Here is a 22,141-nt window from a genome sequence, read left to right as displayed (position 1 = left end):
GACTTGCTGCAGGATTCTTCAAAACGGAGTCTGCCGGAGGCGCCCCCCGGCAGATTAACGCGCTACAGACCCAACAGACCGATCCAGTAGCCAAAGATGCCGATGGCGAAGAATCCCATAATCAGCCACAGGGCGTTCACCTTGCGTCGCAGCAGCCACATGCAGCCGAACGTGAGCAGCAGGGGAATCAAACCGGGCATCAGCTGATCCAGGATTGACTGAACCGTGGTGACCGTGGTTTCTCCGTTTTGATTGGTTATCCTTGAGACGACCATCGGGACGTTGACGTGCGTCCATTTATTGACCAACGCCCCCATAACAAACAGACCGAGAATGGACGCCCCCTCGGTCATCTTCTGCAGGAAACCGCCGCCCATATCGCCGACGATATCCACGCCTTTACGATAGCCGTACGCGACGCCGTAGTAGCGAACCAGCAGCCGCACCAGATTGAATAGCACGAAGAAAAGGATCGGGCCCAGCAGACTGCCGCTCATGGCGATCCCTGCGCCCAACGCGGCGAACACCGGACGGGCGGTCCCCCAGAATACCGGGTCGCCGACGCCGGCCAGCGGCCCCATCAGGCCGACCTTTAGACCGTTGATCGCGCCATCATCGATCGGCGCGCCGTTTGCGCGCTGCTCTTCCATCGCCATCGTCACTCCCAGAATCGGGGCGGCGACAAATGGCTGCGTGTTGAAGAATTCCAGATGGCGCTTAATCGCCTGCTTACGTTCCTCCGAATTTTCAGGATAGAGACGGCGGATCACCGGCACCATGGAAAAACAGAAACCGAGCGCCTGCATACGTTCAAAGTTCCATGACCCTTGGAAAAGGTTGGAGCGTATAAACACGCCGCGGATATCGCCGGCAGTGAGCTTTTTGACATGCGTTGATTCAACCATTTTCTCTCACTCCTGTTAGTCCAATTCGTTATCAAGGTCGCCGCCGCCCGCCGCCGCGGGCTGACTCTGCGTCTTGTTGTATTTCGGGCTGAGCTGGATATACAGCACGGCCATCACCACGCCAATCACGCCCAGCGCGACCAGGTTGAAATCGGTGAATGCGGCGGTGACGAAGCCGAGGTAGAAAAACGGCATCAGATAACCGGCGCGCATCATGTTAATGACCATTGCGTAACCCACGACGACGATCATGCCCCCGGCGATATTCAGACCGTTGGTGACGACATCGGGAATCGAATTCAGCATGGCGTGAACGGCATCCGTACCGACGGAGATCGCGACGATAACGGCAGGGATGGCGATGCGCATGGCCTGGAGCAGCAGCGCTGAGACGTGAAGCCAACTGATGGCGCTCAGGTTGCCGCGTTCCGCCGCGCTGTCGGCGGCGTGTTGGAAGGCGACGGTAATGGTGCGGACGATTATGGTCAGCACCTGGCCCGCCGCCGCCAGCGGAATGGCCAGCGCAATCCCCGCGCCGACGCTCTGTCCGCCCGCAATCACCAGAATGGTTGAAATAATGGAAGCCAGAGCCGCATCGGGCGCCACCGCCGCGCCGATGTTCATCCAGCCGAGCGCGATCATTTCCAGCGTGCCGCCGATAATAATTCCGGTCTGCAGATCGCCCAATACCGCGCCGATAAGCGTACAGGCGACAAGCGGGCGGTGGAACTGGAACTCGTCAAGAATCGAGCCCATCCCCGAGACACAAGCTACGAGAAATATCAGCACAATTTGAAGCGTGGTCATCTCCATTGTACTTCTCCTATGAAAAACGTTTCTGAGTATTCCCGTCAATCTTTCAAGCCGCGGGTACGTTGGCCGGTCAAATTCGTCGCCGACGAATTTATCGCGCTCCCGCCGCGTCGCGAGGTTATCCATCACTCTCGCCCGTAAAGAATCAGTACGCCGCGTTGTTCAAAGCGATAGCGCCGTGTCCTGCCGCTTGAAATTTTTCGGGTATAAAATCAACCGTTGCACAGCCTGATTTCTGCCTGCGCTAACGGGCCATCTTATTGATTAAGTCCATCATTTTGATTTTGCTATCGGTTGAAACTTTTCTGACTTCCAGTTCGATTCCGCGTTTATCCAGCGTTTTGAACGCGGCGATATCCTTTTCATCAATAGAGACCGCATTATTTACCTGCGTTTTCCCTTGCCGGAACGCCATACCGCCGATATTGACCGAGGTTATCCGCACGTCATTCTCAACCAGGGTGAGCACGTCGGTCGGATTGGTGAATAGCAGCATGACCCGATCGGCGGCGTATTTCGGATTGTTGTAGACGCGAATCGCTTTCGCCACGTCGACCACATGCGCGGTAACGCCCGGCGGAGCGACCTGCGTCAATAACGTTTTGCGCACGTTGTCGGCGGCGACGTCGTCGCTGACGACGATAATGCGGGTGACGTTGGTCTCTTTTGTCCAGCGCGTGGCGACCTGGCCGTGAATCAGGCGGTCATCGATACGCGCCAGCCCGATCTTCATATGTTCGCCGGAGCCGGCGGCGGGAGCCGCGGAAGGCGCTTTGGGGGGAGGGGATGCGGCGATTTTTCGCCGCTCTTGCGTTTTCAGGGCCTTTACCCCGTCGCGGCCCGCTTCAAGGGCGATGGAAACCAGCTCGGCGAACTGCGGATTATCGTCCCGCGCCATAAAGGTTTCCGCCAGCATGGGGATATTCACCCCGGCAATGACTTCATAGTTCTCCTTGTCCGTTACCATCCGGCTGGCGGCGTTGAACGGGCTGCCTCCCCAGGTATCGACTAAAAATAATACGCCCAGCGAAGTATCCAACTGGGATAGCTTCTCCTGATATTTTTCCATTAATGTTTCAGCATTCTCGCCGGGGACGAAATCTATCCAGGCGACGTTTTGCTGTTCACCCAGAATCATTTCGGCTGTTTTAAGCAGCGGCCCCGCGGTGGTGCCGTGAGTGCATAGCATTATCGCAATACTCACTTGCTACCTCCTCATTATTCACGATCGAATAGTGTGTGTAATGTGTCCGGATATCGGGACAACGCCTGTTAAACCGACGACTGCCCGTTACCCTCTTTGCGCGATCGAAACAACTGACCTGACTGCCCTACGAGTAAAAATCCATATTTAATTCATGGTATTAAATGAATTTGCAGCCTGGTTATTAACGGATTACCGGATTTATTTTATCCAGCGAAAAAATAAATAGCGTGATGGCGATCGCGTAATATTTGCGCGGTTATGAAAGTGTGGGGTAAATAACGAAAATTTTACATCTCGCCGGACAAGCGCAATAAATTCTTTGTGAAAAATGGGATCAACCTGTTAGAGTAATCCTCTGTTAAATTACTAAGGAGCGCTGGGCATTAGCCCTTCCCATGGACTGTCACCGACAAAACGTTTTCTGCGTACCCGCTAACGCTGGTGGTTTTCTGTACTTGGCTGGTCATTCCGATCACCTTCTGCGTCATTCTGATTCACATCCATTCTTCTTATTGCCATTCAATGCCGTGCATGCATTGAAGTCATTTGCTCGTTCATTTTTCGGAGTCTGACATGGAATTTTTGCTAGATCCTTCAATCTGGGCAGGCCTATTGACGCTGGTGGTACTTGAAATTGTTCTGGGTATCGACAATTTGGTGTTTATCGCCATCCTGGCCGATAAATTGCCGCCCAAACAGCGAGATAAAGCCCGTCTTATCGGTTTATCGCTGGCCCTGTTAATGCGTTTGGGACTGTTGTCGCTAATTTCCTGGATGGTAACGCTGACTCGTCCGTTGTTTCACGTCGGCGAGTTTAGCTTCTCCGGCCGCGATCTGATTCTGCTGGCGGGGGGGCTGTTTCTGCTGTTTAAAGCCACCATGGAATTGCATGAACGGTTGGAAAATAAGGCGCATGATGAGAACGGCCACCGCGCGCACGCCAGCTTTTGGGCGGTCGTCGCCCAGATTGTCGTGCTGGATGCGGTCTTCTCGCTGGATGCGGTGATTACCGCGGTGGGGATGGTAAACCATCTCGGCGTGATGATGACCGCCGTGATTATCGCGATGGGGGTAATGCTGCTGGCGTCCAAGCCGCTCACCAATTTCGTCAACGCCCATCCCACCGTGGTGGTGCTGTGCCTCAGCTTCCTGCTGATGATTGGCTTGAGCCTGGTCGCGGAAGGTTTCGGTTTCCACATTCCCAAAGGGTACCTGTATGCGGCGATCGGCTTCTCGATTCTGATCGAACTGTTTAACCAGATTGCCCGGCATAACTTTATGAAGCACCAGTCGCGACGGCCTCTGCGTGAGCGCACCGCCGAGGCGATTTTACGGCTGATGGGCGCCCGCAAGACCGCCGTCGACGAGGATGAAGCGCCGCAAAAAGTGACGTCTGACGCCTTCGCCGAAGAAGAGCGCTATATGATCAGCGGCGTTTTGACGCTGGCGTCGCGCTCTCTGCGCAGCGTGATGACGCCCCGCACTGAAATTTCCTGGGTGGACTGCGAGCGTTCCGTTGAAGAGATCCGCATTCAGCTGTTGGATACCCCCCACAGCCTGTTCCCGGTATGCCGGGGATCGCTGGATGAATTGGTCGGCGTGGTGCGCGCCAAAGAGCTGCTGGTGGCGTTAGAAGAGCATAGCGATGTGGAAAGCATCGCCGCGGCAAACCCGCCGATTGTGGTGCCGGAGACGCTGGACGTCATCAATCTGCTGCCGGTGCTGCGTCGCGCCAGGGGCGGCCTGGTGATGGTCAGCAACGAGTTCGGCGTGGTACAGGGCCTGGTTACGCCGCTGGATGTGCTGGAAGCCATCGCGGGCGAGTTCCCGGATGAAGATGAGACGCTGGATATCGTCGCCGATGGCGACGGCTGGCTGGTAAAAGGCGGCACGGACCTGCACGCTTTGCAGCAGGTGCTCAACAGCAGCGATCTGGTCAGTCCGAAAGAGGACTACTCCTCGCTGGCGGGAATGCTGCTGTCGCACAGCGACGAGTTTCCCAACGTCGGGGACGTCATCGAAGTTCATCAACTACGCTGCAAAATTCTGGAAGTCTCGGAATATCGTATCGAACTGGTGCGGGTAGAGAAAATCGCCGCGCCGGTTGAGGAAGATGAAGAGTAATCGCCGCTTTCCCGCGCCGTAACGTGTCGACGATGCGCGGGAGCGCCAATACGGCTTGTCCCGGATGGGCAAGCCGTACCACGCGGCGGCGTTTCGTTCGTTAAGAGGCGCTCTGCGGCTGCGACCAATGCGCCATTTCTTGCGCGATAAACCACGTCACCAGATCGCGAAACATCTTTTCGATGACCTCAGGGCTTAGCCCGGCGTTTGCCGCCCAGACTCTGCGCTGTGCGAGCATACTGTCAAACCGGGCCTGGGCCTGAACCTGATTCGGACTTTTCTTGAACTTTGCGGCGGATTTCACATAGGCGAAACGTTGGCCGAGAAGATGAATGACCTCCTGGTCCAGCGCATCGATTTCCGCTCTTATTTCACCCATGTCGGCGCAGTTTTCCGGCGCGTTAACCTGTTTGTATCCCATTTTCACTCCTTTTTTATCATAAGTTTTCCGCCGGCGCCCTCCCGGCGCCGTTTCAAATTTAACCGTTTGCCTAACGCAATCCGCTCCCCGGTTGCGTGGGCGTCAGCTTTTGCGGTAGATCGCCAACCCCCCGGCCAGAAATGCCATTATGGCGGCGCAGGTGCGATTGAGCCTTCTTAAACCAATCGCAGTAAAGGCGCGCGCGGCCTGCACGCCGCCGAAGGCGTATCCGACCATGATGGCGATATCGATGGCCGCAGTGGTGCAGGCGAAAGCGATATATTGAGGTAGCTGAGGTTCATTAACGACGATGAATTGCGGCAGAAAAGCGGAGAAAAACAGCAGCCCTTTGGGATTGGATAGGGCGACTAACAGGCTGCGCGCGAAGGCGCGATTGGCCGAGTGCGAAGCGCCGCCGTGCTGCGCTATTGGCGACAAGAGCGTCGTTTTCGCCTGCCAAAGTTGTAATGAAAGCCAGAATAAGTAACTGACGCCGATCCATTTCACCAGCGAAAACAGGGTTTCAGAGGCGAGCATCAATGAACCCAGGCCGATGGCGACCAGACCGATCAGAATAAAATCGGATAAGGCCGCGCCCAGAATACCGCAAGAAATCACTTTGATATTTTTTGTCACCCCATTGGTTAACGCCAACAGCATGGTCGGCCCGGGAATAACGGTGACCGCCAGCGACGCCATGGCGTATACGATTAGGATATTTGACATTTTCATCCCTTTGCATGATCCAGTTAACTAGTACAAGTGTGCGCTTTCGGCGCGGCGTTAGCAAGCGACGGTAGCCAGCGAGTTTATTGCAATCTCGGCGCCGCCGTACGGCGGCGGAACGAGAGGAGAGACGAAAGGAGAGGGAGAACGGAATAATGAGATGCCGATAGCGCGCTAGTCGCATTGAACCTTTATCGCCAGCCCGCCTCGCGAGGTTTCGCGATATTTGGCGTTCATGTCTTTGCCGGTTTCGTACATGGTTTCGATGACCTTATCCAGGGAGACGCGTGCCTCGCTGGTGCGGCGCATCGCCATGCGCGCGGCATTGATGGCCTTTACCGCGGCGATGGCGTTGCGCTCGATGCACGGCACCTGAACCTGGCCGGCGACGGGATCGCAGGTTAAGCCCAAATTGTGCTCCATGCCGATTTCCGCCGCCACGCACGCCTGTTCCGGGCTGGCGCCCATCAGTTCCGCCAGCCCGGCCGCCGCCATCGAGCAGGCGACGCCCACTTCGCCCTGACAGCCCACTTCGGCGCCGGAAATGGAGGCGTTCATTTTGTACAGAATGCCGACGGCCCCCGCGGCAAGAAAATAGCGAATATAGATATCCGGCGCTACCGGCTCGATAAAGTGGTCGTAATAGGCCAGAACGGCGGGTACGATGCCGCAGGCGCCGTTCGTCGGCGCGGTCACGACGCGCCCGCCGGCCGCATTTTCCTCATTCACCGCCAGGGCGAACATATTCACCCAGTCAACGACGTTCATCGGGTCGTTCGACAGTTTGTCGGACGCCACCAGCATGCGGCGTAGCGCGGAGGCGCGACGGGGAACGCGCAGCGGGCCAGGCAAGACGCCTTCGGTGTTGACGCCGCGGTCGATGCAGGCGCGCATGGTTTGCCAGATATGCGCGAAATACGTCTCGATATCTTGACGGCTGTGCAACGCCAGTTCGTTGCGCAGCAGCAGGCCGGACAGCGAAAGACCGCTTTGTTTGCAGTGCGCCAGCATCTCTTGCGCCGAGTTAAAGCTATAGGGAACGGAGACTTCGTTTAAAACGCTTGCGCCAAAGTTCTCTTCGTCGACGATGAATCCGCCGCCGATGGAGTAGTAGGTCTTGCGGAGCGCGACCTGGGGCCCGCGGAACGCCGTGATTGTCATGCCGTTTTCGTGCCGCGGCAGGTACTCGCTGCGAAAAACCATGCCGCCTTCACGGGGAAAATCGACCTCATGCCGCCCGTCGGCCAACAGCAGGCGCTGGCGCTGTTCAACATCGCGGATGAAGCCGGGAATGGCGTCGATATCGACGCTATCCGGCATATTGCCGGCCAGCCCCATGACGATGGCGGTATCGGTATGGTGGCCTTTCCCCGTTAGCGATAGAGAACCGTACACATCAACGGCGATGCGCGTGACGGCGCTCAGGAGATCCCGGCTTATCAACTCATCGACAAATTGCCTGCCGGCTTTCATCGGCCCTACGGTATGAGAGCTGGAAGGGCCGATACCGACTTTAAACATGTCGAAAACGCTTATCACGCTAAAAACTCCTTAACAGCGCAGATATAGCCAACGGCTAGAATAAAATTCTTAAGGCGGGTTATTGTAGTGTGGAATATGTGGCGCAGCCCGCTTTTTCGCATGAAATAAACTTATGCCAACCGGCGCGCATTTCGTCCCCGCAGCGCGATAACGAGGCGCGTCATGCTTTACTGGAAACGTGCAGCGCAAGCTGGCGGATGATCGAGGCGGTCAACCCCCAGACGAACTGCTGCCGATACCAGGAAAAGTAAACCCGGCGCGGCGTGCGCTGCCGTTCGATATCGAGTGAGTGGTAGCGCTCCAGGGCGAAGGCAACCTCAAGCGGCATCTCAAATAGCTCCGCCACTTCGCTTTCATTCGGATAAAAGCGGGTATCGGCGGGGATGAGGCCGACAACGGGGGTGACCTGAAAACCGCTGACGCTATCGATCGGCGGCAACACCCCCAGCACCTGCACATTCCGTGCAGGGATCGCCACTTCCTCCTGCGCTTCGCGCAGCGCCGTTTCTATTAACGAGCGGTCGCCGCTGTCGGCGGCGCCGCCGGGAAAGGCGACCTGTCCGGCATGTTTTCTGAGAACGGACGAACGGCGGGTCAGGAGCAGCGTCGGGGGGGTATGGCGGACAATCGGCACCAGCACGGCGGCCCGGCGCAGCTGATGGGCCGGCGGACAAGCGCGCGGCGCCTGTAGTTGAAAACGCGTGATAAATTCCGCCAGATTAAGCGGCGGCGTTGAGCGGTTCTGCGGCGAGTCTGTTGCAATCACTGAAGGCGTCTCGAATATTAGCCCGAATTATTTGACTGCGCGGGAGCCGGCTTCAGCCGGCGGCGCGCCGTTTGTTCCCCGCCGTGCGGCGTGGTTTGCGTCGTTCGCCGGGGATAGGTTTTTGCCCAGTTGACTTAATAGCGGCAGGATGCGATCTATTTTATCAAAAGTTTCCTGATATTCCGCCTGCTCCTGACTCTCGGCGACGATGCCGCCGCCGGCCCAGCAGTATATTTTCCCTCGCTCGGTCAGTAGGGTACGGATGGTTATGCTGGTATCCATCGTGCCGCACACGCTTAGATAGCCGATACTGCCGCAATAGGCGTTGCGCCGCTGCGGCTCCAGCTCTTCGATGATTTGCATCGCCCGAATTTTCGGCGCGCCGGTAATGGAGCCGCCGGGGAAGCAGGCGCGCAGCAGCGCGGCCGCATGACAGTCCGCGGGCAATTCGGCGACGATAGTGCTGACCAGATGGTGAACCGCCGGGAAAGGCTCGACAACGAATAACTCCGGTACGCGCACGCTGCCGGGAACCGCGACCCGGCCGATATCATTACGCAGTAGATCGACAATCATCAGGTTTTCCGACCGATCTTTCTCCGAGCGCGCCAGCCGCTCGGCCTGCAGGCTATCCGCGCGTTTATCCGCCAGCCGCGGCAGCGTGCCCTTAATCGGGCGGGTCTGGATTCGTCGATTCTCCAACTGCAGAAAACGCTCGGGAGAGACGCTGATCAGCGTATTTTCCGGCAGCCGCAAAAAGGCGGAAAAGGGCGCTTTATTATTCGCCGATAGCTGTAAAAAAGCCTGCCATTCATCGCCTTGGTAGTCGGCGGCAAAGCGCTGCGCCAGGTTGACCTGATAGCAATCGCCGGAGCGCAGATAATCTTGTATTTTACCAAACTTGTCGCCGTACTCGCCGCGCGACATATTGGCGCGCCATGGGCTCGTCAGCTGAAAATCCGTTTGCGCCGGGCAAGCGGGAGGACTGTTTAGCCACGCCAGACGCGCCTGGAGATCGCCCTGCGTCACCAGCGTTAACGTCTGACGCCGGTGATCGGCGATGAGCGCCCAGTCATACAGGCCGACGGCCATGTCGGGCAGGCTGATATCCCGCCGCGCGCGCGCGGGCAGCGTTTCGATGCGCCGCCCCAAATCATAGCCGAACAGCCCGAGCGCGCCGCCCTGAAAGGGAAAGTCGGGGTGCGCGTCCGCCGCGATCCCCAGCCGGTCGATCTGCTGTTGCAACAGTTCAAAGGGGTCGGCGTCGGAGAGTCGCCGGCTGCCGCCCTGGGTGATTTCGGTCCGCTCGCCGCGAGTACATAGCGTGGCCTTCGGATCCGCCACCATGACGTCGAAACGGCTATGGGGATGATCGGCAAAGCCCGAATGCAATAGCATCGCCCACGGCTGTTGAGAAAACGCGGCGAAAAGCGTCAACAGCGCCTGTGGCCGATAGGGTAGCGGGTGATAAACGGGAGATGAGCGCATCGTATTTTTGTATAATCCCATGCTTGGCAGGTGAATGTCTTGGGTGCTGGCCTGGCGCCTTATAAATTTTAACGGTGAGCGTATCACAAACCGCAACCTCCGGTGTATGGCGGAGATACGCCCCGTTGCAACCATCGGGAGTTTATCATGATTGCAGGTATGCCCGCGCTGACGCATGCGCAGCAGCAAAAAGCCGTAGAGCGTATTCAGGAGTTGATGTCGCAGGGAATGAGCAGCGGTCAGGCTATCGCGACGGTGGCGGCCGAAATTCGTGAAGAACATCAGGGAGAGAGGGCTGTCGCGATGTTTGACGATGAAGAAACCGCCGCAGCGGATGACGATGAGCCGGGTTTCTTCGACGATGGAGAAGAAGAGGAAGAGCGCTAGCCATCCTCCTCTGGTGCGGTGTTACAGCGCGGCGATCGCTTTTATTTCGATTTTGTATCTGGGATCCATCAGTTTGGCCTGTACGGTACAGCGGACGGGCGCGCTGCCCGGCGCCACCCAAGCGTCCCATTCTGCATTCATCGCCGCCAGATCGTCGGCGTCGGCCAGAAAAATCGTGACGTCCAACAGACGGCTTTTGTCCGTGCCCGCCTGCTGTAAAACCTCGTCCAATGCCGCCAGCGCGTTTTTGGTCTGCGCGCGGGCGTCTTCATCCAGATTGTCCGCGACGCAGGTGTGGTACAAGGTGTGGTTATGAATAACGGCGTTGGACCAGCGGGCTTCGGGGTCGATTCGTGTGATAGACATGGGGCGTTGCTTCTCCGGTTTTGGGGAAATCGTGTCGGCAAGCGTAACATAATCTTGTATGCGTCTTTAATTGTTCGCGACCATTGTTGGTGACAATTTGTTCACGATAACGGCCCGCCTGATTTAGGCTGGCAGCGCCGGTTGAGTCTTGGCATAATCGGCGCGGCGCCGTCATCGGGCGGCGGGCGCCGCAATACCCGACAAAGAGAGTGTGTGTGACGAGCGATCCTGTAATTGATGATTTTGCAACCGACGGCGCGCTGGCGAAAGCCATCAGCGGATTTAAACCGCGCGCGCCGCAGCGGCGGATGGCGGAGGCCGTCGCGCAGGCCATCGACGCACGGCAGGCGCTGGTGGTGGAGGCGGGAACCGGGACAGGGAAAACCTATGCCTATCTGGCGCCGGCCCTGCGGGCGGAGAAGAAAGTCATCATTTCGACCGGGTCGAAGGCGTTGCAGGACCAGCTCTACAGCAGGGATCTGCCGATGGTGGCGCAGGCGCTAAAATACACCGGGAAACTGGCGCTGCTGAAAGGGCGCTCCAACTATCTCTGTCTGGAACGGCTCGATCAGCAATCGCTGGCGGGCGGCGATCTGTCGGCCGAAACGCTAAGCGAATTGGTCCGCCTGCGCGGATGGTCTTCCGAAACGGCGGAGGGCGACGTCACCACCTGCGCCGGAGTGGCGGAAGATAGCCCTATCTGGCCGCTGGTGACCAGCACCAATGATAATTGCCTGGGCGGCGATTGCCCGCGCTATAAAGAGTGCTTTGTGGTGAAGGCCCGCCGGAGAGCGATGGAAGCGGATATCGTGGTGGTCAACCACCACTTATATCTTGCCGATATGGTGGTGAAAGAGAGCGGCTTTGCCGAACTGATCCCGGACAGCGACGTGGTGATTTTCGATGAGGCGCACCAAATTCCCGATATCGCCAGCCAGTATTTCGGCCAGCAGCTCACCAGCCGCCAGCTGATGGATTTGGCGAAAGATATCGTAATCGCCTATCGCACCGAGGTGCGCGATGCGGCGCAGTTACAAAAAAGCGCGGATCGCCTGTCGCAAAGCACCCAGGATTTTCGTCTGGCGCTGGGCGAACCGGGGTTCCGGGGCAATCTGCGCGACATCTTTAATCAACCCGCCGTTCAGCGCGCGCTGGTGCTGCTGGATGACGCCCTGGAGCTGTGCTATGACGTGGCGAAGCTCTCCTTGGGGCGTTCCGCCCTATTGGACGCCGCCTTTGAGCGGGCGACGCTCTACCGTAGCCGCTTAAAACGTCTGATGGATGTGCGGCAGCCCGGCTACAGCTACTGGTTCGAATGCAGTTCCCGGCATTTCGTTCTAGCGCTGACGCCGCTCTCCGTGGCCGATCGTTTTCGTGAGCTGATGAAAGAAAAACCGTCGGCCTGGGTTTTCACTTCCGCCACGCTGTCCGTCAACGATCGGCTGACACATTTTACCGCCAGGCTGGGGCTGGACGATGAAAATACCCGCACCCTGCTGCTGCCGAGCCCGTTTGATTATGCCAGCCAGGCGCTGCTCTGCGTGCCGCGCTATCTGCCGGAAACCAACCGGCCGGGCGCCGCGCGCAAACTCGCCGCCATGCTGTGCCCGTTGATTGAAGCCAATCAGGGGCGCTGCTTTATGCTGTGCACCTCGCACCAGATGATGCGCGATCTGGCCGCCGAATTCCGCGCCGCGCTGACGCTGCCGGTGCTGCTGCAGGGCGAAACCGGCAAGGCGCAGCTGCTCTCGCAATTCGTTTCCGCCGGCAACGCGCTGCTGGTGGCGACCAGCAGCTTTTGGGAGGGGGTGGATGTGCGCGGCGATACGCTGTCCTGCGTGATTATCGACAAACTTCCGTTCACCTCGCCGGAGGACCCGTTACTGAAAGCGCGCATTGAAGATTGCCGCGTGCGCGGCGGCGAACCCTTTGATGACGTACAACTGCCGGATGCGGTCATCGCCTTAAAGCAGGGCGTGGGGCGTCTGATACGCGATACCGACGATCGCGGGGTGCTGGTTATTTGCGATAACCGGCTGGTTATGCGCCCTTACGGCGAGGTTTTTCTCAATAGCCTGCCGCCGGCGCCGCGTACGCGCGATCTGGCGCGGGCCATCGCCTTTCTTACCCGGAAAAACGCGCGCTAATCGCCGGCGCGCAGGTGGAGCCGAGGCGCGCATCGCGCGCGTCGCGCGCGTCGCGATCCGCTTAACTCAAGTCGGTCAGGGATATATGTTATGATGCGCGCCGTTACGATTTATTGATCCCGCCTGAGGTTGGCATGTCTACGCGAATTCTAGCGCTTGATACCGCGACGGAAGCCTGTTCCGTCGCGCTCTGGAATGATGGTGAAATTCATTCTTTATTTGAAGTTTGTCCCCGGGAGCATACGCAGCGTGTGCTGCCGATGGTCCGGCAGGTGCTGGCCGAAAGCGGTCTGACGCTCCAGGCGTTGGACGCGCTGGCGTTCGGCCAGGGGCCGGGAAGTTTTACCGGCGTGCGTATCGGCATCGGTATCGCGCAGGGGCTCGCCCTGGGCGCCGGCTTACCGATGATCGGCGTCTCCTCGCTGGCGACCATGGCGCAGGGCGCCTTCCGCCGCACCGGCGCGACGCGGGTATTGGCGGCTATCGATGCGCGTATGGGCGAGGTCTACTGGGCGCAATATCAGCGCGCCGCCGACGGGGATTGGCTCGGCGATGATTCAGAGGCGGTGCTGACGCCGCAGCAGGCTCAGGCGCGGACCGCGCCGTTAAGCGGGCTGTGGGCCACGGTGGGCACGGGCTGGGAAACCTACGCCGAGATGGCGAAGCACCCGGCGCTCTCATTACAAAGCGGCGAGACGCCGTTGCCGCAGGCGGAGGATATGCTGCCCCTGGCCTGTCGGCAGTGGATGGCGGGGCGGAGCGTTGGCGTTGAGCTGGCGCAGCCGCGCTATCTGCGTAATGAGGTCGCCTGGAAGAAACTGCCCGGCCGTGAGTAAATGGCAACTTATTCCGTGCGTTATAGTCTAATCAGCAGACATTGGAAAAGGTGCATGTCATGAACATGATGACTCGACGTATGAATCAGGGGCGGCGGCGCATCCCCCGCGCGGCCTTAAGCTGGGCTTGCGGCGCGGCCGCGCTGCTGCTTGCCGGCTGCGTTACGGTGCCGGATGCCATTAAAGGCGCCTCGCCGACGCCGCAGGACGATCTTGTCCGGGTGATGAATGCGCCGCAGCTTTATGTCGGCCAGGCGTCCCGCTTTGGCGGCCGGGTGGTCGGTGTTCGCAACGAGGCCGACAAAACGCGCCTGGAAATCGTCAGCCTGCCGCTCGATAGCGCCGCCAGGCCGCGTCTGGACGCGCCTTCCGAAGGGCGGTTTATCGCTTACGTTAATCGTTTTCTAGAGCCGGTTGATTTTCAAAATAGGCTGGTGACGGTGGTCGGCCCGATTACCGGGACGGAGCAGGGCGCGATCGGCGATCGGCCTTACCGCTATGTAGTCGTCGAGGTTCAGGGCTATCAACGCTGGAACGTCGCGCAGCGGGTGGTGAATCCCTATGGTCCCGGTCCTTGGGGCTGGCGTGGCCGCTATGGCTGGGGACCGGGCTGGGGCCCCGACTGGGGGTTTGGCGGTTGGTACGGCCCCGCGGAGATTGAAACCTTCGTCACCGAATAGCCAGGGGCTGTTGCGCGCGATGGTGAATCAGGCGACTTCGGTTGCCTGATTTTTTTAATAAACAATTAACATGAAATTGGCGATCGGCTTCGCAATTTGCGCATCGGCGGGTTATTAATAACCGATTTAGGTTAAAATAATGTTAATAACAGACCGGCGCGGAGGCGAACGATGCTATTAAGAACACACCTCGGGAGTAAGGTCTTGGACAAAATCTGGCTATCCCGCTATCCGGCGGACGTCCCCGCGGATATCGATCCCGATCGCTATTCTTCGCTGGTTGACATGTTTGAAAACGCGATAACGCGTTATGCCGACCGTCCCGCCTTTATCAATATGGGGACGGAGATGACCTTTCGTCAGTTGGACGAGCGCAGCAGGGCGTTCGCCGCCTATCTGCAAAATCGGCTTAAGTTGCAAAAAGGCGATCGGGTGGCCCTGATGATGCCGAATCTGCTGCAGTATCCGGTGGCGCTGTTTGGCGTGTTACGCGCCGGCCTGGTGGTGGTCAACGTGAATCCGCTCTACACGCCGCGCGAGCTGGAGCATCAATTAAAAGACAGCGGCGCCCGCGCCATCGTCATCGTCTCCAATTTCGCCCATGTGCTGGAACAAGTGGTGCATAACACTCAGGTGCAGCACGTTATTCTGACCCACATGGGCGATCAGCTGGCTACGGTCAAGGGCGCGCTGGTTAACTTTATCGTTAAATATATCAAGCGGCTGGTGCCCAAATACGCGTTGCCCGAGGCGATCCCTTTTCGCCGGGCGCTGCGCCAGGGGCGGCGATTGCCGTACGTGAGGCCGGACATCGGCAATCGCGATCTGGCTTTTCTCCAGTATACCGGCGGCACGACGGGCACCGCCAAAGGCGCCATGCTGACCCATCGCAACCTACAGGCGAATCTGGCGCAGTGTCAGGCCGCTTACGGACCGGTATTGCGCGAGCGGCATGAGCTGGTGGTTACGGCGCTGCCGCTGTATCACATTTTCGCGCTAACGGTAAACTGCCTGCTGTTTATCGAATTCGGCGGAACCAATCTGCTGATTACCAATCCCCGCGATATCCCCGCGCTGGTCGGCGAACTGGATAAACACCCCTTTACCGTTATCGTCGGCGTAAATACGTTATTTAACGCGCTGCTGAATGAGAAAAAATTCCATCAGCTTGACTTCTCAACGCTCCGCCTATCGGTCGGCGGCGGCGCCTCCATTCAGCAGGCGGTGGCTGAGCGCTGGGAGAAACTGACCGGCAAACATCTGCTGGAGGGCTACGGACTAACGGAAAGCTCTCCGCTGGTTTCCGGCAACCCTTACGATTTGCAGCGCTATAGCGGCAGCATCGGGATACCGGTGCCTTCCACGGACGTCAGAATCGTCGATGATGAAGGGAATGACGTGCCGATGGGGGAAGCCGGCGAGCTGTGGATTCGGGGGCCGCAGGTGATGGAAGGGTACTGGAGGCAGTCTGCCGAGACCGATGCGGTTTTGCAAGACGGCTGGTTAGCTACTGGTGACATTGTCACCTCTGACGGCGAAGGTTTTTTGCGCATTATCGACCGCAAGAAAGATATGATTCTGGTCTCGGGGTTTAATGTTTACCCGAGTGAAATCGAAGATGTGATTGGCCGCCACCCGAAGGTCTCGGAGTCGGCGGTGGTCGGCGTAGCCAGCGAATTAACCGGCGAGGCGGTAAAGGCTTTTGTGGTGCGCCGCGACGCTTCACTGACCAAAGAGGCGCTGATTGCGCACTGCCGCCGCAGCCTGACGGGATATAAGGTGCCGAAAGACATTGAGTTCTGCGCGGATTTGCCCAAGTCGAATGTGGGAAAGATCCTGCGGCGGGCGTTGCGCGGCGATAAGTATTCGCCCAAGAGCGCCGCGAATGGTTAGGCTCCGTACTATTTATCAATAAATCCTCTGCCGAAAGGCGCCGAGACGCGTTATCATCACCGACAGTACAGGACGCCGGTAGACCCGGCGTTAGTTTTTTTATCGCTATAAAGCACACCCACGTCAGTACAACCAAGAGAAAGATGTTTTGAATTATCAGCTGATCACGACCGACTCCGGCTTACAACAGATTTGCACGCAGGCGCGCCAACATAAACAGGTGGCGCTGGATACCGAATTCGTCAGAACGCGAACTTACTATCCGCAATTAGGGCTGATTCAATTGTACGACGGCGAGCGGCTTGCGCTTATCGACCCGCTAACGATAACCGACTGGACGCCTTTTCAGGCGCTGCTGCGCGATGAGCGGGTGGTCAAATTCCTGCATGCCGGAAGCGAGGATCTGGAGGTTTTTCTCAATGCCTTCGACACGACGCCGCAACCGTTTATCGATACCCAGATTCTGGCGGCCTTTTTGGGTAAGCCGCTCTCTTACGGCTTCGCCGCGCTGGTGGCGGAATATAGCGACGTCACGCTGGATAAAAGCGAGTCGCGTACCGACTGGCTGGCGCGTCCGTTGAGCGAAAAACAGTGCGACTATGCCGCCGCGGATGTGTTCTATCTGCTGCCGATGGCGCTCAGGCTGGTTGACGAGACGCAAACCGCCGGGTGGATGGATGCGGCGCTGGACGAATGCCGTTCGCTGTGCCGGCGCAAGCAAGAGATCCTGGAGCCATCGGCTGCCTATCGCGAGATCGGCAACGCCTGGCAGCTGCGCGGACGACATTTGGCCTGCCTGCGGTTGCTTGCCGAGTGGCGCCTGCGTAAAGCGCGCGAGCGGGATAGCGCGGTGAATTTCGTCGTGCGCGAGGAAAATCTGTGGCAGGTGGCCCGTTGCCTGCCCGCGTCGCTGGGCGAACTGGATTCGCTGGGGCTGAGCGGTCCGGAAATTCGCTATCATGGCAAAACGCTGCTGGCGCTGGTTGAGCAGGCGAAGGAATTGCCCGAAGACGCCTGCCCGGCGCCGGTGATGAATCTTATCGAGCATCCGGGGTATAAAAAGGCGTTTAAAGCGATTAAAGCGTTGGTGCAGAACGTCAGCGAGCGGAGCGGATTATCCAGCGAACTACTGGCTTCCCGGCGCCAGATTAATCGGGTGCTTAACTGGCGCTGGCAATTAAACGAGCGGAATTCCGAACCGGAAATGCTGTCAGGCTGGCGCAATGAGTTATTCGGCGCTGAACTGCGGGCTATTCTGCAAGAATATTAAGGGCGATTCGCTGCAATTATCGACGAGATATTTCGTGGGGAAGGCGGCGGAAAGCCGGCATGGATAATCGGCGATGGCAACGCTTATTTCGGAAATATCCGAGATAAGGGGGAAAACGTTTCAGGCGATATTTTTTATTCGGCTCTGCTATTTTTTCGCAGATCATTTCCCGCGATATAACACCCCCGAAAATAAACCGGGGGTGTTAGGGCAGAAGAATCATTTCGGAGTATCTTCCACTTCCGGCAATGTGACGTTCAGCTCGAGCACGGAAATATCATCCCCCTTTTGCTCTAGCTGAACATTTACCATTTCAGGATCTATCTGTACATATTTACAGATAACCTCAAGGATATCCCGTTTTAATTGCGGCAGATAATGGGGTTCGCTATCTCCCCGGCGTCGTTCCGCAACAATAATTTGCAGCCGCTCCTTGGCGATATTAGCCGTTGTTTTTTTGCGGGACAGAAAGAAGTCGAGTAATGCCATAATTTATCCCCCAAAAAGGCGTTTAAGGAAACTTTTCTTCTCTTCTTCAACGAAGCGGAAAGGCCTTTCTTCGCCCAACAGCCGATCTACCGTATCGGCATAGGCTTTGCCCGCATCGGCGTCGTCGTCGAGAATAACCGGTTCGCCCTGGTTGGATGCGCGCAGCACCGACTGATCTTCAGGAATAACGCCCAGCAGCGGGATCCTGAGAATCTCCAGCACGTCTTCCATGCTCAGCATATCTCCGCGGCTTACCCGCCCAGGGTTATAGCGGGTTAACAGCAGGTGTTCTTTAATCGGCTCTTCCGAACGTTCCGCCCGGCGGGATTTCGACGACAGAATGCCGAGGATTCGGTCGGAGTCGCGTACGGAGGAGACTTCGGGGTTGGTGGTGATAATGGCTTCATCGGCAAAGTAGAGCGCCATCAGCGCCCCGGTTTCGATCCCCGCCGGCGAATCGCAGACGATGAAATCAAACGCCATTTCGTGCAGATCGTTCAGCACCTTTTCTACCCCTTCGCGGGTAAGGGCGTCTTTGTCGCGGGTCTGCGACGCAGGCAGGATATAAAGATTTTCCGTGCGTTTATCTTTTATCAGCGCCTGATTTAATGTGGCATCGCCTTGAATAACATTAACAAAATCGTAAACCACACGACGCTCGCATCCCATGATCAGGTCGAGGTTACGCAGACCGATGTCGAAGTCGATGACAACCGTCTTTTTTCCTTTCTGGGCTAAACCGGTAGCAATGGCCGCGCTTGAAGTGGTCTTGCCAACGCCCCCTTTACCCGATGTAACAACAATGATGCGTGCCATAAATGTTTCCTTGTCAAAGGGCTTAGTCTAAAGGTTGTATGTTTAATGCATTGTCCAGCAGGTTCAGGTTGATCCTGACCGCCTGTCCGGTATAGGAAGCGGGTATCTGGTCGCTCAGCCAGTAGCGGCCGGCGATGGATACCAACTCTGCGGCCAGATGCGTGCAAAAAATCTGGCTTTGCACATCGCCGGAAACGCCTGCCAGGGCGCGGCCGCGCATCATGCCGTAAATATGAATATTGCCGTCGGCGATGACTTCCGCGCCCGCGCTGACGCCGTTGGTGATAATCAGATCGCTGTTCCGGGCGTAAATCTGCTGGCCGGAACGAACAGGCGTATTAACGACTTTGGTTTTCACCGCCGCGGGAGGGGCGGCGATAGGCTCAAGCGCCCGACGCTGCTCTTTCCCCTCGCTCAACAGCGGCAGCCCGGCTTGGGTAATCGCCTGTTTTAACTGCAAGTCTTTGCATCCGCTGATGCCGACGACGCGCAGTCCTGTCGATGAAATAGCCTGTTGTAATTTTATCCAGTCGGTTTCCGCCGTTAGAGCGGCGACGTTAATGACAACGGGGGCATTCTTCAGAAAAGCCGGCGCTTGCTCAATCTTTTCCTGTAATGCCTGATAAATTACCTCTGGTTGGGAATCATGCAAATGAACAACCGATAAGGTAAAGCTGCTGCCTTTTAGCTCAATTGGCGTTTGTGACATCTATCCTGACTCAGTTTCAGCATCTTTTAATCCCCAGAGTAACATTTAAGGCATGATATTCCAGAGCGCTATAAGCATGTTATAGTCACAATTATATACAGGCAAGACGCCATTCTCATTAAATAGAGTAAAAAAAATGTTTTGTGTGATCTATCGAAGTTCCAAACGCGATCAAACATATCTTTATGTCGAAAAAAAAGACGATTTTTCCCGCGTGCCCGAGGCGTTGATGAAGAGTTTCGGTACGCCGCATTTGGCGATGTTATTGCCGCTGGACGGCAGTAAGAAATTGGTTAACGCCGATATTGAAAAAGTTAAACAGGCGCTTAAAGAGCAGGGGTTTTATCTCCAGGTTCCGCCGCCTCCGGAGAATTTATTAAAGACGCTTTTATAATGTAAAAAAACAATACCGCGGCTATTTTCGGATAATGCCTTAGTCTTGCCGCCGCTAAAAGAAACCCGGCGCCAATAACCGGGTTTCCGGTTCAAAGCGACCCGACCGCTGCGTCAATCATCAAACTAATCAGCACGAAAAACGCGGTTACCCGCGAAGGCGGACAGCCATCGGGAAGGTGGGGATACGGGGATACGGGCGCCGAACCAGCCGATGGGCCCCGTTTGACTCAGTCCATTCGCCGGCGCGATCGGCGACGCCGGGCGGAAAAATGTTTCCCCGAGCCGATTTATCGCTGATGCTATCAGCCTGAGATGGGGCGCGCGTCGGCAATATGACGGCGACGGCGGACAAAACCGCCATAGCGGCATCAATGAAATCGGCGCCGAACATCCACAACGGCAATGCCGTCGCCATGACGCGCGGTATGGTTTTCCCCCTGACGCGCCGCGGCCCCGTCTTCGCCAATTTTTGCCGCCCGGCGGAGGAGCCGTTCGCCGCGGCGAAACCCGACGGATGACAAGTGTCAGGTGCCGTATCTGTGTTCCGTCAGGTTAATCGCCGCTAAAATATGGAACATATTTCAGTTCGAATAATATTATTTGATGTAATGGACGTGCCGGCAGATCTCTTCCACGATGCCGTCGCGCTTTTCGGCGAATGATTTTTTATTTTTCTCGATAAGGTTATTGCCATATGTGTCGATGGAAATAATTAACGGGCCGAAATTTTTCACTCGGCAAACCCACAGTGATTCGGGCATGCCTAATTCCATCCAGTGTACTTCTTCTATTTCTTCAACTTGGGTTGAGGCTAATACTCCGCATCCCGCGGGGAATATCGCATGCAGAGCTTTATATTGCATACAACCCTGTTCGGTATTCGTCCCCATGCCTCCTTTCCCAACGACCAGCTTCACGCCCGTTTTTTCGATAAATTCTTTTTCGAATTTTTCCATGCGCATGCTCGTTGTCGGCCCAACGGAAACCATTTCCCATTTTTCGCCATTTTTTCTGATGATAGGCCCGGCGTGAAAGATCGCTTTGCCATGCAGATCAATCGGTAATTCGCGCTTCAATTCAATTAAACGGCGATGACAAACATCGCGGCAGGTAACGATAGTCCCATTAAGGTAGATAATGTCTCCGGCCTTGATATCAACCAGGTCTTCATCTTTGATTGGCGTTGTTAATATTTTTTTCATAGCGAAACCCCCGGTGAGAAATATTTTCATAAGTCATATCCGCATGGATTAATAAGGTGCCCCGGCGATGCGCCCAGCATCCGGTAGATACCGCCACTCCGATGGTTGAGGGATGGCGGGCGGCGGATTCGATATGCACCCCCATGACGGAGGTTTTACCGGTCAATCCTTGCGGGCCGATTCCCAGGCGGTTCAGTCCGTCCTCCAGCCTTTTTTCCAGCTCGGCGGCTTTCGGGTTGGCATTATGCGTGCCGATGGGTCTTAATATCGCTTTGCGTGAAAGTACGGCGGCCGTTTCTACCGAGGTGGCGATGCCGACGCCGACCAGCACCGGCGGGCAGGCATTGACGGCTAACGTTGAGATATTTTCAAAGACGAATTGCACCACGCCTTCGTATCCTTCGGATGGCATTAGCACCTTTGCGCGTCCGGGCAACGTACATCCTCCGCCGGCCATATAGATTTCAATTTCGGCTTCGTCGCTATCGGGAATTAAATCCCACGTCACCCAAGGCACCCCGGTGCCTGTATTGGTCCCGGTATTAAACTCATCAAAAATCTCCACCGCATTATGACGAAGTGGCGCGTTTATCGTCGCTGTCTCCACGGCCTGTTTTAAAATAGATTGTAATTCTGCCAATAATGGAAAATGAACGCCGGCCTTAACGAAAAACATAATTTCGCCGGTGTCCTGACAGGCCGGCCGATTCAGCGCTATGGCTTTTTCCATATTATCGAACATTGTGTCATAGATGGTTTTTGCCATTCCCGCATTTTCTATATTGCGTAATGCTTCCAATTTTTTTACAACATCATTCGGCATGCGGGTTGAAATCATTGCGGTAAACCGGGCGATAATGTCGGTCAGTTTTTCCACGCTCTTATTTTTATCATCTTGTATTATCATTTATGCGCTCCAGTATTAAGTAGCCGGGGGAGATCTTTGCTATTCGTTATC

23 protein-coding genes are annotated in these 22,141 nt (G+C 56.7%); 9 read left to right on the top strand and 14 right to left on the bottom strand.

Translation table 11 applies throughout. The features are described 5' to 3' along the window. Positions 1-62: 62 nt before the first annotated feature. The 3 genes from VSX58_RS03395 to manX form a co-directional block, all read right to left on the bottom strand. Positions 63-905 (bottom strand): PTS mannose transporter subunit IID, encoded by an 843-nt coding sequence (locus VSX58_RS03395; RefSeq protein WP_327616819.1) that lies wholly within the window; start codon positions 903-905, stop codon positions 63-65. A 15-nt stretch (positions 906-920) separates the two neighbouring features. Continuing rightward, a complete protein-coding gene (locus VSX58_RS03390) occupies positions 921-1,718 on the bottom strand; it encodes a PTS mannose/fructose/sorbose transporter subunit IIC (protein WP_327616818.1) in 798 nt (265 codons plus the stop codon). A 244-nt stretch (positions 1,719-1,962) separates the two neighbouring features. Beyond that, a complete protein-coding gene (gene manX / locus VSX58_RS03385; protein ID WP_327616817.1) occupies positions 1,963-2,922 on the bottom strand; it encodes a PTS mannose transporter subunit IIAB in 960 nt (319 codons plus the stop codon). Between the two features lie 576 nt (positions 2,923-3,498). On the opposite strand from manX, the gene VSX58_RS03380 reads away from it, so the two are divergent. Continuing rightward, positions 3,499-5,049 (top strand): TerC family protein, encoded by a 1,551-nt coding sequence (locus VSX58_RS03380; RefSeq protein WP_327613585.1) that lies wholly within the window; start codon positions 3,499-3,501, stop codon positions 5,047-5,049. 100 nt (positions 5,050-5,149) lie between these two features. On the opposite strand, the gene VSX58_RS03375 is transcribed toward VSX58_RS03380, so the two are convergent. The 5 genes from VSX58_RS03375 to pabB form a co-directional block, all read right to left on the bottom strand. Beyond that, on the bottom strand, positions 5,150-5,470 hold the full coding sequence (locus VSX58_RS03375; protein ID WP_327616816.1) for an isochorismate lyase: 321 nt from the start codon (positions 5,468-5,470) through the stop codon (positions 5,150-5,152). A gap of 102 nt (positions 5,471-5,572) precedes the next feature. Next, positions 5,573-6,196, bottom strand: a complete 624-nt coding sequence (locus VSX58_RS03370; protein ID WP_327616815.1) for a LysE family translocator — start codon at positions 6,194-6,196, stop codon at positions 5,573-5,575. Between the two features lie 174 nt (positions 6,197-6,370). Next, entirely contained in the window at positions 6,371-7,735 is a 1,365-nt protein-coding gene (locus VSX58_RS03365) for an L-serine ammonia-lyase (RefSeq protein WP_327616814.1), read from the bottom strand. 163 nt (positions 7,736-7,898) lie between these two features. Then, the gene (locus tag VSX58_RS03360) at positions 7,899-8,501 is read right to left on the bottom strand and encodes a CoA pyrophosphatase (protein WP_327617057.1); all 603 of its coding nucleotides are present in this window, start codon (positions 8,499-8,501) and stop codon (positions 7,899-7,901) included. Between the two features lie 30 nt (positions 8,502-8,531). Then, entirely contained in the window at positions 8,532-9,992 is a 1,461-nt protein-coding gene (gene pabB / locus VSX58_RS03355; protein WP_327616813.1) for an aminodeoxychorismate synthase component 1, read from the bottom strand. Between the two features lie 147 nt (positions 9,993-10,139). On the opposite strand from pabB, the gene VSX58_RS03350 reads away from it, so the two are divergent. Continuing rightward, positions 10,140-10,379 (top strand): YoaH family protein, encoded by a 240-nt coding sequence (locus tag VSX58_RS03350; protein WP_327616812.1) that lies wholly within the window; start codon positions 10,140-10,142, stop codon positions 10,377-10,379. Between the two features lie 21 nt (positions 10,380-10,400). Here VSX58_RS03350 and VSX58_RS03345 read toward each other — a convergent pair whose 3' ends face one another. Continuing rightward, positions 10,401-10,745 carry a RidA family protein gene (locus VSX58_RS03345; RefSeq protein ID WP_327613579.1) on the bottom strand — a complete coding sequence of 115 codons (345 nt, stop codon included), beginning with the start codon at positions 10,743-10,745 and terminating at the stop codon, positions 10,401-10,403. Between the two features lie 215 nt (positions 10,746-10,960). Here VSX58_RS03345 and VSX58_RS03340 point away from each other — a divergent pair, with 215 nt between their 5' ends. From VSX58_RS03340 to rnd, 5 genes are all read left to right on the top strand, one after another. Continuing rightward, complete coding sequence (locus VSX58_RS03340) at positions 10,961-12,892, top strand: ATP-dependent DNA helicase (RefSeq protein WP_327616811.1); 1,932 nt, start codon at positions 10,961-10,963, stop codon at positions 12,890-12,892. Between the two features lie 134 nt (positions 12,893-13,026). Further along, positions 13,027-13,728, top strand: coding sequence for a tRNA (adenosine(37)-N6)-threonylcarbamoyltransferase complex dimerization subunit type 1 TsaB (gene tsaB, locus VSX58_RS03335; RefSeq protein WP_327616810.1), 702 nt, complete (start codon positions 13,027-13,029; stop codon positions 13,726-13,728). A 68-nt stretch (positions 13,729-13,796) separates the two neighbouring features. Next, entirely contained in the window at positions 13,797-14,408 is a 612-nt protein-coding gene (locus VSX58_RS03330) for a Slp family lipoprotein (RefSeq protein WP_407654850.1), read from the top strand. Between the two features lie 204 nt (positions 14,409-14,612). Further along, complete coding sequence (fadD, locus tag VSX58_RS03325; protein ID WP_327617055.1) at positions 14,613-16,301, top strand: long-chain-fatty-acid--CoA ligase FadD; 1,689 nt, start codon at positions 14,613-14,615, stop codon at positions 16,299-16,301. Positions 16,302-16,449: 148 nt separating this feature from the next. Beyond that, a complete protein-coding gene (rnd, locus tag VSX58_RS03320; RefSeq protein ID WP_327616809.1) occupies positions 16,450-17,571 on the top strand; it encodes a ribonuclease D in 1,122 nt (373 codons plus the stop codon). Between the two features lie 219 nt (positions 17,572-17,790). Here rnd and minE read toward each other — a convergent pair whose 3' ends face one another. The 3 genes from minE to minC are packed head-to-tail and all read right to left on the bottom strand — an operon-like array spanning position 17,791 to position 19,585. Continuing rightward, a complete protein-coding gene (gene minE, locus VSX58_RS03315) occupies positions 17,791-18,060 on the bottom strand; it encodes a cell division topological specificity factor MinE (protein WP_327613575.1) in 270 nt (89 codons plus the stop codon). 3 nt (positions 18,061-18,063) lie between these two features. Then, a complete protein-coding gene (gene minD, locus VSX58_RS03310; protein WP_327616808.1) occupies positions 18,064-18,876 on the bottom strand; it encodes a septum site-determining protein MinD in 813 nt (270 codons plus the stop codon). 22 nt (positions 18,877-18,898) lie between these two features. Next, a complete protein-coding gene (gene minC, locus VSX58_RS03305) occupies positions 18,899-19,585 on the bottom strand; it encodes a septum site-determining protein MinC (RefSeq protein WP_327616807.1) in 687 nt (228 codons plus the stop codon). 136 nt (positions 19,586-19,721) lie between these two features. Here minC and VSX58_RS03300 point away from each other — a divergent pair, with 136 nt between their 5' ends. Together VSX58_RS03300 and VSX58_RS03295 are read left to right on the top strand one after the other, a co-directional pair. After that, positions 19,722-19,979, top strand: a complete 258-nt coding sequence (locus VSX58_RS03300) for a YcgL domain-containing protein (RefSeq protein WP_327613572.1) — start codon at positions 19,722-19,724, stop codon at positions 19,977-19,979. Between the two features lie 334 nt (positions 19,980-20,313). Next, the gene (locus tag VSX58_RS03295; RefSeq protein WP_327616806.1) at positions 20,314-20,499 is read left to right on the top strand and encodes a hypothetical protein; all 186 of its coding nucleotides are present in this window, start codon (positions 20,314-20,316) and stop codon (positions 20,497-20,499) included. A 78-nt stretch (positions 20,500-20,577) separates the two neighbouring features. Here the strand turns inward: VSX58_RS03295 and ttdB are convergent, their stop codons facing one another. Both ttdB and ttdA read right to left on the bottom strand, forming a co-directional pair. Then, positions 20,578-21,183: a L(+)-tartrate dehydratase subunit beta gene (ttdB, locus tag VSX58_RS03290; protein ID WP_327616805.1), complete on the bottom strand. Its 606-nt coding sequence runs from the start codon at positions 21,181-21,183 to the stop codon at positions 20,578-20,580. Beyond that, positions 21,149-22,090, bottom strand: coding sequence for a L(+)-tartrate dehydratase subunit alpha (gene ttdA / locus VSX58_RS03285; RefSeq protein ID WP_327616804.1), 942 nt, complete (start codon positions 22,088-22,090; stop codon positions 21,149-21,151). Before ttdA ends, ttdB begins: the two co-directional genes overlap by 35 nt. Positions 22,091-22,141 lie beyond the last annotated feature (51 nt).

The sequence above is a fragment of the Brenneria populi genome (assembly GCF_036016195.1).
In the GTDB taxonomy this organism is placed as follows: domain Bacteria; phylum Pseudomonadota; class Gammaproteobacteria; order Enterobacterales; family Enterobacteriaceae; genus Brenneria; species Brenneria populi.
The sequence above is the reverse complement of the archived record's forward strand: the minus strand, read 5'-3'. Positions and strand labels throughout refer to the sequence as shown.